Source organism: Streptomyces sp. NPDC001108, assembly GCF_053598535.1.
On record NZ_JBSFKL010000009.1, the window covers coordinates 317,776 to 330,636 of the forward strand.

13 protein-coding genes are annotated in these 12,861 nt (G+C 67.1%); 3 read left to right on the plus strand and 10 right to left on the minus strand.

What is annotated here, in order from left to right; translation table 11 throughout:
• Positions 1–233 precede the first annotated feature (233 nt).
• Positions 234–980, plus strand: coding sequence for an alpha/beta hydrolase (locus tag ACWC97_RS21985; RefSeq protein ID WP_450651023.1), 747 nt, complete (start codon positions 234–236; stop codon positions 978–980).
• Positions 981–1,102: 122 nt separating this feature from the next.
• On the opposite strand, the gene ACWC97_RS21990 is transcribed toward ACWC97_RS21985, so the two are convergent.
• The 10 genes from ACWC97_RS21990 to ACWC97_RS22035 all read right to left on the minus strand — a co-directional run bounded on the left by ACWC97_RS21990 (position 1,103) and on the right by ACWC97_RS22035 (position 10,968).
• Positions 1,103–1,921, minus strand: a complete 819-nt coding sequence (locus tag ACWC97_RS21990; RefSeq protein ID WP_450651025.1) for an immunity 49 family protein — start codon at positions 1,919–1,921, stop codon at positions 1,103–1,105.
• Between the two features lie 121 nt (positions 1,922–2,042).
• Positions 2,043–2,894, minus strand: coding sequence for an immunity 49 family protein (locus ACWC97_RS21995; RefSeq protein ID WP_450651027.1), 852 nt, complete (start codon positions 2,892–2,894; stop codon positions 2,043–2,045).
• 120 nt (positions 2,895–3,014) lie between these two features.
• Positions 3,015–3,869: an immunity 49 family protein gene (locus ACWC97_RS22000; protein WP_450651028.1), complete on the minus strand. Its 855-nt coding sequence runs from the start codon at positions 3,867–3,869 to the stop codon at positions 3,015–3,017.
• 103 nt (positions 3,870–3,972) lie between these two features.
• Positions 3,973–4,791, minus strand: a complete 819-nt coding sequence (locus ACWC97_RS22005) for an immunity 49 family protein (RefSeq protein WP_450651071.1) — start codon at positions 4,789–4,791, stop codon at positions 3,973–3,975.
• A 102-nt stretch (positions 4,792–4,893) separates the two neighbouring features.
• A complete protein-coding gene (locus tag ACWC97_RS22010) occupies positions 4,894–5,580 on the minus strand; it encodes an immunity 49 family protein (RefSeq protein ID WP_450651030.1) in 687 nt (228 codons plus the stop codon).
• 176 nt (positions 5,581–5,756) lie between these two features.
• Complete coding sequence (locus ACWC97_RS22015; RefSeq protein WP_450651032.1) at positions 5,757–8,483, minus strand: hypothetical protein; 2,727 nt, start codon at positions 8,481–8,483, stop codon at positions 5,757–5,759.
• Between the two features lie 71 nt (positions 8,484–8,554).
• Positions 8,555–8,980, minus strand: a complete 426-nt coding sequence (locus tag ACWC97_RS22020) for a DUF6507 family protein (protein ID WP_352273889.1) — start codon at positions 8,978–8,980, stop codon at positions 8,555–8,557.
• A gap of 512 nt (positions 8,981–9,492) precedes the next feature.
• A complete protein-coding gene (locus tag ACWC97_RS22025) occupies positions 9,493–9,777 on the minus strand; it encodes a hypothetical protein (protein ID WP_450651034.1) in 285 nt (94 codons plus the stop codon).
• Positions 9,778–9,800: 23 nt separating this feature from the next.
• Complete coding sequence (locus ACWC97_RS22030; RefSeq protein ID WP_450651035.1) at positions 9,801–10,199, minus strand: GNAT family N-acetyltransferase; 399 nt, start codon at positions 10,197–10,199, stop codon at positions 9,801–9,803.
• Positions 10,200–10,317: 118 nt separating this feature from the next.
• A complete protein-coding gene (locus ACWC97_RS22035) occupies positions 10,318–10,968 on the minus strand; it encodes a TetR/AcrR family transcriptional regulator (protein ID WP_450651037.1) in 651 nt (216 codons plus the stop codon).
• Positions 10,969–11,029: 61 nt separating this feature from the next.
• On the opposite strand from ACWC97_RS22035, the gene ACWC97_RS22040 reads away from it, so the two are divergent.
• Both ACWC97_RS22040 and ACWC97_RS22045 read left to right on the plus strand, forming a co-directional pair.
• Positions 11,030–12,001 carry a hypothetical protein gene (locus tag ACWC97_RS22040; protein ID WP_450651039.1) on the plus strand — a complete coding sequence of 324 codons (972 nt, stop codon included), beginning with the start codon at positions 11,030–11,032 and terminating at the stop codon, positions 11,999–12,001.
• Between the two features lie 183 nt (positions 12,002–12,184).
• The gene (locus ACWC97_RS22045) at positions 12,185–12,808 is read left to right on the plus strand and encodes a GNAT family N-acetyltransferase (RefSeq protein ID WP_450651041.1); all 624 of its coding nucleotides are present in this window, start codon (positions 12,185–12,187) and stop codon (positions 12,806–12,808) included.
• The last annotated feature ends 53 nt before the right edge of the window (positions 12,809–12,861 follow it).

The following is a 12,861-nucleotide window of genomic DNA, read 5'->3' on the forward strand; positions in this document are numbered from 1 at the left end:
GGGGTCCGGTCATACGACCGGGCCCCATTTCGTTCTGCCTCCGCACGGAAGATCCCGGTTGGCGGACCGCAGAGCCCCCTGCTACGGTCGCGGAGGCCGTGCAGGAGAACAAGGAGGTGGTACCCGTGAACGCAGTATCGACATGGGTGCTCCCCTCCGGAGTCATGGTCGGACGGTAGAAGAACGTCCGGGAGCGCCGTTCACGAGCACTCCCGAAAGGCACGACCGTGCACTTGGACTTCACTGCCGAACAGCGTCTCGACGGCCACGTCCTCGAACGCGAATTCACCCTCGGCGAGATCCCCGGCATCCTGTGGACGCCCGCGGCCGCCACCCCTTCCGCACCGGTGCCGCTGATCCTCATCAGCCCCCCGCCGCTCGGACTGCCCAGGACCCGCACCCGGCTGGCCGGACGGGCCCGGCACTACGCGACGGAGTACGGCTTCGCCTCGGCCACCCTCGAACTCCCCGGCAACGGCGACCGGCCCCGCTGGGACGACCTCGAACAGGCCCGCACCGACCTGCGCCGGGCGATGCGGGCCGGTGAGCCGGTCGGCGACGAGACCATCGACGCCCTCATCCTCCCGCTCGTCGAGAAGGCCGTACCGGAGTGGCGGGCCGCCCTGGACGCGCTCCTCGCCCTGCCCGGCATCGACGGCCCGGTCGGGTACGAAGGGGGAGTCATCTCCCTCGGCATCCGGCTGGCCGCGGTCGAGCCGCGCATCGCGGCCGCCGGGCTCTTCGCCGGGAGCTTCGTACCCGCCGCCATGTACGAGGAGGCCCGCCGGGTCACCGTTCCGCTGCAGGTCCTGCTGCAGTGGGACGACGAGGGGAACGACCGGCAGGCCTCCCTGGACCTGTTCGACGCCTTCGGTTCCACGGAGAAGACCCTGCACGCCAACATGGGCGGACACACGGGCGTCCCGCAGTTCGAGGTGGACGCCGGAGCCCGGTTCTTCGCCCGGCACCTGAAGCGGTAGCACCGACCGGGCCGTCGCCGTCCGCGTCGTCGCCGTCCGAGCCGTCGCCGTCCGAGCCGCTCGGCGCGGACGGCGACGGCCCCTGGTTCCTGCCTGCCCCGTGCCCCCTGCCCCCGCCTCCGTCACGCGTCGAATTCGCCGCGCCAGGCGTGGTCGAGCAGGGCGCTCGGGAGGTAGCCGGATTCGACTTCGATCGGGATGCCGTTGGCCTTGGCCAGGCAGGCGATGGCCAGGGGGGCGAGTGCCACAGCTCCTGTGATGTTCTCGGTGCGGTCTTCGTCGGCCGTCCAGTACTCCTTGTGCCAGCGCAGGGCGTCGTTGAGGGCTTCGTTGAAGCCGGCGGCGTCGTTGCGCAGGTACCGGTAGAACATCATCATCGGCGGGTATTCGAGCTTGCTCATGGTTTCGGTGTCCATGACGCGGGTGTGCTGGGGTGTGGTCAGGTCCACGGCCCGTACCAGGTGCTGGCCGACGTCGTCGCGTCGTAGCCAGAAGCTCCGGAGGGTTTCCACCCAGGCGTAGACGTAGTCGTCCGGGACGCCGCCGCAGTCACGCAGCAGCGATTCGGGCACCCGGGCCAGCATGTCGAGCCGGGCTGTCTCGCGGCAGATCAAGGCCAGGTAGAACGCATCGATCCAGGTCCCCGCGTTGAGATAGAACTGCGGCCCCGTGGCTTCGAGTCGCTGCTCCTCCTGACGGATCTTGCAGGTCACCGACTCCTGATCGGTCAAAGCGGCGGCGAAGACCGCCGAGAAGACCTGCATGGCCAGCAGCCACGACTCCCAGGTTTCCAGCTTTCCGGCGTCCGGATCCCCGATGCAACGGAGGGAGGCCACATTCAGAGACTTCGACAGGACCATACTCCTGGCACTGTGCGAGGCCTCGATGGACTGCACCATATTGTCCAGAGATTTCTCCATGGCGGGGAGGGATTCGGCCATTTCGACTACTGGATATTCCTGACGCGGTATGCATATAGCCATTGACCTCTCCTACCGGGTCCATCATGGATTGCATATCTCGGGGTGAGCGGTGATCGTGAACCGTGGTGTATCTGTATTTCTAAGTGGGGAATTCGCCGCACCAGTTGCGTCCGAGGAGGGTTGCGGGAAGGTACTCGGACTCGACCTCGATGGGGATGCCCGCGTCATGCGCGAAGCAGGCCATGGCCAGTGGCGCGAGCGCGACGAAGCCCGAGGCTTGGAGCGCCCGGCTCTCCTCGCTCCAGTAGTTCTTGTGCCATTCGAGGGCGGCAGCGAGCGCACGGTTGAAGCCCTCGTTGTCCCTGCGGATGAAGCGGTGGAACATCTCCATCGGCGGGTACATCAGCTTGCCGACCATCTGAGGGTCCGCGACGGCCTCCGGGGCGGTGCCGTCGACTGCGGCCACCAGTTTCGGCACGAGCTCGGGGCCGCCGAGCCAGTAGGTCTGGAGGGTGTCGATCCAGGCGTAGTGGTACTCCTCGAAGCGCGACCCGTTCTCGCGCAGCAGGGACATGGGCACCTGGCACAGGGCCGTGATCCTGTGCTTCTCGCGGCACACCACCGCCAGGTGGAAGGCGGCAAGCCAGGTGCCCGGAGTCACGTACCACTCCGGGCCGGTGGCCTTGAGCGTCCGGTCCTTGTGCGCGATGCGGCACTGCACTTGCTCCCCGGTTGTGGTCGCGGCGGCGAACACGGCGGAACTCACCTGCATCGCGTTCACCCAGGCATCCCACGTGGGGAAGATCGATGCCCTCGGGTCGAGCAGGCAGCGCGAATTGGCCAACGTGAGTGTGATGTGTTGAGCATCGCCCAGATCGGTGGAGTCCGCCTCCAGCCCGTCGATCAGCTCCTGTGCGTTCCCTTGGACCACGGCGAGGCCCGCTTCCGCGTGCTCAGTGGGGAAGGGATGGCGGGGAATGATCGAGACCAATGTGTTTCCTTTTGTGGCGGTTGGGTGGGGAGTGTCCGAGGCGTTCCGCCAAGATGCCTTGCGATCGGACTACGATTTCCGGTGGCGACAGGTGAAGGCCCTTGGTGGCGTCCGATGGCGTCACGTGTCGAACTCGCCCACCCAGGAACGGTCCAGGAGACGGATGGGTAGGTAGTCGGACTCGACCTCGATGGGGAAGCCCGCGTCGTACGCGAGGCAGGCCATGGCCAGCGGCCCGAGGGCCAGGAATCCTGCGATGCTGCCCGAGCGCTCCGGCGCGCTCCAGTACGCCTTGTGCAGTTCCAGAGCCTCCGCGAGCGCCTGGTTGAACCCAGCGTGGTCCTTGCGTAGGAACTGGTAGAAGAGGTTGATCGGCGGATACAGCACGCACTGGAGCAGATCGCGCGGCATGATGGTGGCGATGGCCGGATGGGACTGCTCGATGGCCGCCGTGAGTTTCTCCGGCAGCCCCGGCTGCTCGTGCCAGTACGTCTGCAGGGCGTCCACCCAGTGGTGGACGTACGAGTCGCCCTTGACGCCGGACGCTCGCAGGAGATCGAGCGGAATCCGGCACATCGCGTCCATGCGGGACTGGTCCCTGCAGACGATGACGAACCAGAGTGTGGTCAGCCAGTTCCCGACGTTCGCGTAGGACTGGGGCCCCGTGGCCTCGATGGAGCGCACCTCGTGTGCGATGCGCGCTTCGATCGAGCCCTCGGTGACGGAGGCGGCGGCGAAGGCGGCTGAGCCCACCTGCATGGCGCAGACAGTGGAATCCCAGGTGGCGAAACGGTTTCCGCGTGGATTGAGAGCCTGATTCATCTGCATCTGCAGGAGTGCCTCGTCCAGTGCCATACCGAAATTCGCAGGCGAGGAATCCAGGTTCTGGATGCGTTCCTCGAATGCCTCTGCCAGACGCTCGGATACCTGTTGGTCGACCGTAGGAGTGGCGTGCCGCTCCACAGCCACCGACATGAACTACTCCTGACTTTTCTGCCGATTTGCCCGATAGAAGGATCCTCCTTCCGTCGGTGCCGGATGAGGAAACCGAGGACTCGCGCTCCCATAACCCCGTGGGCTACGCGTCGAACTCGCCGCGCCAGGCGAAGTCGAGCAGGGCGCTCGGAAGGTAGCCGGACTGGACCTCGATCGGGATGCCGTTGGCCTTGGCGAGGCAGGCGATGGCCAGGGGTGCGAGGGCCACGACTCCTGTGATGTCCTGGGTGCGGTCCTCGTTGGCCGTCCAGTACTCCTTGTGCCAGCGCAGGGCGTCGTTCAGCGCCTCGTTGAAACCGGCTGTGTCATTGCGCAAGTACCGGTAGAACATCATCATCGGCGGGTACTTGAGCTTGCTCATGGTCTCGGGACCGATGATGCGGGCGTGTTCGGGAGCGCTCAAGTCCACGGCTCTTACCAGGTGCTGGCCGACATCGTCGCGTCTCAGCCAGAAGCTTCGCAGAGTTTCCACCCAGGCGTAGATGTACTCGTCCGGGACGCCGCCGCAGTCACGCAGCAGCGATTCGGGCACCCGCGCCAGCATGTCGAGCTGTGCCGGCTCCCGGCAGATCAAGGCCAGGTAGAACGCCTCGACCCAGGTTCCCGCATTGAGATAGAACTGCGATCCAGTGGCTTCGAGTTGACATTCCTCCTGGCGGATCTTGCAGGTCACCGACTCCCGGTCGGTCACTGCGGCGGCGAAGACCGCCGAGGACACCTGCATGGCCAGCAGCCACGACTCCCAGGTTTCCAGCTTTCCGGCGTCCGGATCCCCGATGCAACGGATGCGCGCGACGTTCAGAGACGTTGACAGCGCCCCGGTCCTGGCATCGTGGGAGGTTTCGATGTGCCGCAGCGAATCGGCCAGGGCCCCCTCCAGGACTGGCACCGCCTTTTCCATCTCGGCCACCGAGTAGTCCTGGCGAGAGACGCTCGCAATCACTGTTCTCCTAGGTCGGTTCCACCATGGATTCGCTTGTCGAATTGCCACTCACGTGTGCGTCTACGTGGGGAATTCTCCGCACCAGTTGCGTCCGAGGAGGGTGGAGGGCAGATACTCGGACTCGACTTCGATGGGGAAGCCGACGTCGTGGGCGAAGCACGCCATGGCTAGAGGTGCGAGTGCGACAAGGCCCGAGATCAGGTTGGCTCGGTCCTCGTGGGACCAGTACTCCTTGTGCCACTGGAGGGCGGCGGTGAGGGCGCGGTTGAAGCCCGCGTGGTCGTTGCGGACGATCCGGTGGAACATTTCCATCGGCGGGTAGAGGAGCTTGCTCACTACCTCCTGCTCGGCGTGGTTGTCCGAGTCCGCGCCGCTGATGGCGGCGACCAGCTTCGAGCCGAGGTCGTCGCCGCCGAGCCAGTAGGTCTGGAGAGCGTCGACCCAGGCGTACTCGAACTCGTCGTAGGGGGCGCCGTTTCCCCGCAACAGGGACAAGGGGATCTGGCACAGGGCGGTGATCCTCTCTCGTTCCCGGCACACTGCGGCGAGGTAGAAGGCGCTGAGCCAGGTACCGGGGTTGACGTACGGCTGCGGACCGGTGGCTTGGAGGGTGCGGTCCTTGTGCGCGATGCGGCACTGGACGTGGCTCTCGGTCGTGGTCGCGCCGGCGAACATGGCGGAGCCGATCTGCATCGCGTTCACCCAGGCGTCCCAGGTGGGAAAGATCGACCCCTGCGGGTCCAACAAGCAGCGCCCTTCAGCCAGTGCGAGGCAGGCTTCGAGGGCCCTGCCCAACCCGGTGGAGTCTGCCTCGAGCCCGTCGATCCACCTGTCGGCGCTCTCTTGGAGAACAGCGATGCCCCCTTCCGCATGCTCCGTGGGAAAAGGATGGCGGGGAATGATCGAAGTCAATGCGTTTCTCCTTAGAAGAGTTTGAAGTATTTGAGTACGGCCCCAGCATACTGACCAGTGTTCTCGGATGCCTGAACGAGGACGTATCGCAGAGTCTCGTTCTCTATGGCTTTTTCGAGTTCCGATACGTACTTGGCTTCGGCCGGTGAAGTAAGGGAGCGTTGTCTCATGTCTTCAATAATTGTGTGGACGTAATCGATGGACCCCTGCTTCACCATGAAGCGATGGCCAGCCCTGCTGTAGCCTTGTCGCCACTCCAGTGTCCCGTTAGGGCTTTTCGCCTCAACAATGACAAGATTTCCGTCCTTGTCGCGCCAGAGCTGATCGAATCTCTTCGAACCATTGGCTGTTTTGGGGAGATCGGTTATTTCGTGGGCGCCTTCGAATTCCTTTTGTAGGAGCATGTGGCGTCGCGCGGCTTCCTCGCCGAGGCTCTCCCCGAGCTTGGAGTTGTTGGCGACATCTTCTCCAACTGTTTGGTTGTAGTGCTCCTGTGCGTGGGCCAGATCGTACGCGTTCTCGAAGCTCGGCTTCTCCTCGAAGAGCTTCTCGGCAGCGGTCAGGTCCATCCCGGCCATACGCTTGGCTGCGACCTCGTCGAGGTAGGCCAGATGCTCGGGGGCGACAGTGTGCCGGCCCCGCTCCAGGGGGGTGAGGTGGAACCCGCCCGGGTGCGCGTATGGGATGTCAGAGGTGGCGATCCATGTGCCAGGGGATTTCTCGATCAGTTTTGGTAGAAGTTGGCCGTCGACCAGTTCGTTTGCATTGTTACGGAAGCCATCCCCCCACTTGTCATAGTGCTCCGCTCGCCAGACCGGGTCCTCGTTGGCAAGCCGCACGTGCTCACGGGTGATGGCCATGCTTTCGGCGGGCGTTCGGTCCTTGGCCGGAACCTCACGGGCAGCCTCGTACTCCGCGCGGTGAGCCGCGCGGGTCGCCTCGTCAAGGGCTGCTGGAGCTTGAGGCTCGTGGGGGCCGGAGCCGGTGCCGCCCGGTCCGTCCGCGTGGTGACCGCCCGTGGGCGGGAGCCCGTGGCCGTCGCCTGTGGACGGGCTATCTGCGTGACCGGTGCCGCCTGGGCCGTCCGTATGCCCGGCGGTCGATGGAGAGTCCGTGTGACTGCTGGTGGGGCGGACGTCGCCGTGGTCGCCCCGAGGAGAGTTGAGCTCGTTGGAGGGACCGTGCCCTGTGTGACCGCTGTAGGCAGTATCCGGGCGGGCGTTCGGTGCGTGTTCGCTTACGTGGACCGGGTCGGAGATGTCGCTGCCCAGGCGGATCGCGTCGTCGCCGCCACGGCCGCCGACGCCCACCAGTTCGCGTTCCGGGACTGCGGCGGTGGCCGGGGAGTCCATGTTCGGGGCATCGGTGCGCGGGAGGTCGGCGCCGGCGTCCGGCCTGCCTGTTGGGGCGTCCTTCGCGTGCTGGGTGATGTTGCCCGCGGCGTCGTAGATGTTGCCCTCGGGGTCCAGGAACTGCGGCGGGCCGTCCACCGGCAGCTTCACCGTGCCCGGCGGAAAAGCGGTGGTGCCCTCGGGGAGTCTGATGTTGCCGTCGGGGAGCTTGATCGCCCCGGCCGGGACCGTCGAGCCGGACGGGAGGTGGATGGTCCCGTCGGGGAGGTGGACGGCGCCCTCGGGAAGCGCGAACGCGCCGTCCACGTCGATCTTCGGGACCTCGAACTTGCCGAGCCCCTTCAGACCGGTCATGACGTCGCTGATCTTCGAAAGTCCGGCGCCGGCGCCCTTGAAGATGTACGTCATGGGGTCGACGACCCGGCCGGCCTTGCCCGCGAAGGACAGCGCCTTGGCCGCCATCGCGGCCTTGCCCGCACCTGCCGCCGCACCGCCGGTGCCACCGGTGAAGACGGTGGTCAGGACGTTGAACGTGACCGCACCGGCCGCGCGGGACGGGTTGCTGCCCCACTGGTCCCAGGCCACCAGCGCCTTGCCCGTCTCCTTCATCGCGGTGCGCGAGTCTCGTATCCAGGAAGGGAGTTTGTCATCGGGAAGGGCCCAGAAGAGAGTGTTCGCACCGGGCGTGATGGCGATGGCCACTCCGGTGGCGAGCTTCGCCAGACCGGTCCACGCCTGCTTCATCGAGTCCCAGCCGTCGACGCCGACCAAGGTGCCCAGCCCCTTGATCGTTCCCCAGACCCCGTCGACGACGAAGCCCTTGCCGAAGTCGTAGGCGTGGCGCCACACCTTCCACCACGGCACCGACTCCTCGACCGGGTCTCCCCAGGGCAGCCCCTCCGCCTTCTTGAGGGCTTCGGCGTCGTAGCCGTACATGCCCTCCTTGCCGGAGCCGTCGTTCGTCCTGAGCGCCTTGCCCCCGACCAGGGCGACGATCTTGGCGTGGCAGGCCCTCTCCACCTCCTGGAACGCGGCCCACACCTCGGCTATCTCGTTGTGCCGTCGGTTGTTCTCCTCGACCAGGTCGCTGTCCTCGCGCCACTTGTCGTCACCGTCGACCTTGACGCGGAAGGCGACGGCATCCCGCTTGAGCTGCTTGAGCTTCTCGACCAGCGGGAAGGCGTCGTCCGAGTACGTGCCCAGCGCGCCGGAGATGACGCACAGGTCCGAGCTCAGGGTGAGTCCGGTGTCGGCGACCGGCTTGGTCGTGGCGAACAACTGCTCCGCCTCGGGCGCCTTGTAGAAGGCACTCAGCCCGCCGAAGCTGGTGTGGACGTCACCACTGGCCGTCGCTATCTTGGCGCCGCCGCCCGACAGTTCGGTCACCTTCGTGTCGAGCAGGGCGAGGTCACCGGTGAAGACCGGTATCCCGAGCGGGTCGACCGGGGCGTTGTCACTCACTTGTGGCCCCCGGGGTTCTTGAGGAGATCCAGGCGCACGGACTTCGCGGCGTTCTGCGCGCGCTCGGCGGTCTCCAGGTCACCCGCGCAGTACGCGTTCGTGGCCTCGACCGCACCCAGGATGGCCGCCTCGATGCGCTCGGCCATCGACTCCAGGCTCTTTCGCCGCGCTTCGAGGTACTCACCCAGCGCCGCCGCCACCGGCCCCATCGCCTTCTGCGACAACGGCGCCTGCCCGGGTGCCACCGGGCCCTGCAGAGGCGTCGCGGCCTGCGGGCCGGGTACGGCCGTACCCGCCGCCTGCGCAGCCTCCGACATGGCCGTCATCAGCGCGGTCAGCGCCTTCTCCAACTCCCCGGCATGCGTACCGGTGACCTTCAACTGGCCCTGCACTCCCTGCGGTTTGATGTCCCAACCCACCACGGGAAGCCCCCCTTCCGTCGAACTCTTCCGGTATGCCGCGTCGCCGCGCCCCCACGCCTCAGCGGAATCGTTTCTTCTTGTGGTGCGAGCAGACGTCCTGCCAGTTGCCTTTCCCGGCTCGGGTGTTCGCGCATGTGACCGTGTGCCGGGCTGTTCTGCCGTCCCGCTCCGGCGTCGCGCTCAACGGCTGGGCGAGACTCCCAGCGTCCTGCGGGGGAGAGGTTCCTCCGTGGCCGGGCCGGGGCGCCCGTTCGCCGCCCGGCCGGTGGGCGGGTGCGTCACGACCGCATCCACCTGCGCGTTATGTGCCGGGGGCGACTCCTCCGGTTGGGCGCTCGCCATCGGTGAGCCCGCGCGCCCCTTGCCCGCCCTCTGCTCGCCCCTCACGTTGCCCCCGCCGTGTCTGCGAACGTATGTGCCCTCACCTCTATCAACTCTTCGTTGCCGATGCAATCGAGAGAGGGGCTGAATCTGGTGGCCTTGCAGGGGCAAGTGATGAGCCCTCAGATCATCTATTTCGGCAGATAGTTGAACTTTTCCTTCTGCCTTGGTGGTTGATTTGTTCCTGGATGGCCCAACTGGGATTCGGTGTCGCGCTGATTCACGTTCCGTTTGCGGGCTTGAATGTGATGTCGAAATCGGCGACTCCGATTCGGCGGCCCTGGGTGGCGTTGGATCAGGTGGGGCTGTAGCTCGGGGTGTCCGGTCGCGAAGGCGTAGACGGCCATGAAGATCGCGATGCCCGTGACGAGCAGTCCGAAGGGAAGCGCGAACGCCGCGAAGAAGGTGAAGCCCATCGTGGCGCTCAACGCGGGCGGGATCAGAGGGGGATGAGCCCCGCTGCCGTCGGTTTGAACCCGCAGGCATCGAGATAGAAGGGCCGTAGGTCTTCCTCGAAGTCGACGTGCAGCCAGGCGCATCCGGCTTCCCGGGTTCCCCGTGCCGCCTCCGCGACGAGTCCGGCTCCGACGCCCGAGCGCCGGTGGTCCGCGGCGACCACTGTGTCCAGGAGGAACGCGTGTGCCCCGCCGTCCCACGCGACGTTGACGAAGCCGATCAGCTCACCGTCGTACCGCGCGCACACCCAGCCGAGGCTGTGCCGCCGTACCCGGGCCAGCCAGTCGACGACTTCCGTCGCCTGCTCGTGAAAGCCCGCTGAATGCAGCGCGTGAAGAGCCGCGTTGTCGAAGTTCGACCGCCACTCGTATGAGATCGCCATGGCCGCGAGCGTAGCCAGTAGCCAGCCGCCCGCCGCTGCGCATCTGCAGATGCGGTGGGAGTGGAGTTTCTGACGTAGCGGAGCCCCGCCCGATGCCCAGTCCCCGAGGTCCGGTGTCCTACGGGTGCTTCCCGGCAGTTTCCGCGTGCAGGCCCAGGCACAACCGGTCGAACGCCCGGAGCGCCGCCGGGGCGACCGCGTCGCGTACCCGCGCGGCGGGTTCACCGGACATGACGCGACGTCGGATCTCGCCCAGTACCGCGCGGTGCGTTCCGGCGACGGCCCCCGCGAGGAGGGCGGACGCCAGGGGGTCGATGCCGTCGCCGGGAGTGGCCGGCGACGGATGCTCCGCCAGCGCCACCGCGAGTGCCGCCTCGGCGTGCTCACCGATCTCGCGCTCGCGGGCACGTAGTGCCGGACTGTCGTGGATGACCTGCAAGAACCTGACCGCGCCCGGATGGAGCCCGAGCATCGGCTCGTTCTGCCGCAGTGCGGTCAGCAGGCCGTCCCGGACCGCCTCCACCGGGCAGGTGCCGGGCGCCCGGTCGCGTACGAGCCCGGCGAGATGGTCCTCGGCCTCGGCCTGCCGGTCGAAGAACAGGTCCTCCTTGGCCGGGAAGTAGTTGAACGCGGTGTTGGTGGACACCCCCGCCTGCCGGGCGACCTCGGCGACCGTGACCCGGTCGAATCCGTGCTCCAGGAACAGGCCCAGGGCCGCGTCCGCGATCGCCGTCCGGGTCTGCTGCTTCTTCGTCTCTCGAAGTCCCACGGATGAATGATAGCGTCACTCCAAAATTGGTGTGACACCAAAATTTTGGAGGGGGATCATCATGACCTTGACCTTCGGCATCTACCCCGGCGGCCTTCTGGGCGACGACCACGGAATCGTCCATCCGACCCTGCCCGACCTTCCGGACCGCATCGCCGACGCGCTCGACCAGTTGCAAGGTGCGGGCCCCGCGTTGTCGGTCCGGGCCTACCAGCCCTTCGCCGTCACGTCCCCGCAGGAACCGCCCACCCCCGCCGACCCGCAGCAGTACCTCGGAGGCGGGCGCGGACTCGATCTCGTGCTGCCCTTCCGGGAGCAGTCGGGGCAGCTGGACGGCTGGCCCGAATTCGTCCGCGAGGCCGTCCGTGTCCACGGGCCGCACCTGGCCTCCCTCCAGATCTGCGAGGAGCCGAACGCCGACCTTCCCGTTCTGGACGGCAGTAGCCCCAACGTCCTGAACGCCCTGGTCCAGGGCGTCGTCACCGCCAAGGAAGAGGCTCGCGCGCTGGGCCACACGATCGCGGTCGGCTTCAACGCCGTACCGACCTTCGACCCGGCCGACACCTTCTGGTCCGACCTCGCCGCCCTGGCCGACGAACGCTTCCTGGCCGAACTGGACTACGTCGGACTGGACTTCTTCCCCGACGTCTTCCGCCCCATCGCCGCCGACCAGTTGGCGGCGGCGGTCACCGGGATCCTCACCGCCTTCCGGCGGACCGACCTGCCGAAGGCCGCCATCCCGGACACCGTGCCGATCCGCATCTGCGAGAACGGTTGGCCCACCGGCCCCGACCGCCCCGAACACCGGCAGGCGGAAGTCCTCGACACCGTCGTCCGGACCGTCGCCGCCCTCGCGGACGACCTCAACATCGACGGTTACACGTTCTTCTCCCTGCGTGACGCCGACACCGGCGCCGACGGCCTCTTCCACCACTTCGGCCTCCTGCGCGACGACTACACGCCCAAACCGGCCTTCGAGACCTACCGTCGCCTCATCGCGGAAATCGGAAACCGGCCGGTCGCGGTCGGGTGACGGCTCTGCCTGTCGGTGTCCGTCGGCCGCCGAGCGGCGAGATCCGGTCTATGTGTAACAGTCGCCCGCGAGTTTGATGCCTTACGTGGCGGCGGTACGGTACGTAATAACTGGAAGGCTCTTTTGGGTATTACGTGGACTGTGGGTGCGGTCCCGCGACGGGAGGACGCGATGCTTGAGGAAATGGTCAGGACGTGGGTGGCGGGCTGGGCCGTGTCCCGGCGTACGCCGCCACCCGTTCGGCAGCCCTGGGGCTACTACATCGAGGTGGCCGACAACCCCGCCGAAGTGGGCCGCCATGTCCTCCCGGTGACCCAGGAGTCGTTGGTCCGCGCCGCCGCTGCCTCCGTGACGGTTCCGCGTACCTGGATGAAGATGCCCGCCGAGCCCGAGGAGATCGAGTCCTGGCTCACGCCGGGATGGGTGGTGGCCTGGGAGGAGACCGGCCACCTGATGGCCATCGACCTGACGGTCACGACACCGCGTGCGCCCGAGGAGTACGCGGTGTCCGTCGAGTACGTGGACGGCGTCGTCCACGTGTACGTGCGGGATGCGGCAGGCCGGCCGGCGGCCCAGGGGCAGGCGGCGATCATCGGCCGGGCGGCGGTGGTGGACCGCGTGGTGACCAACGAGGCCCACCGGCGGCGCGGCCTGGGCGGCCTCGTGATGCGCACGCTCGCCGACCAGGCCGTGGCCCGGGGCGCGCGGACGGGCGTCCTCGGCGCGACGGACCCCGGCCGCGCGCTGTACGAGACGCTCGGCTGGAAGAAGCACTCGACGATCGCGGAGTGCATCTACCGGCCTTGACGGAGACGTTGTCACGCGGAGCGAGCCGGTCCCGTGCGGGACCGGCTCGCTGG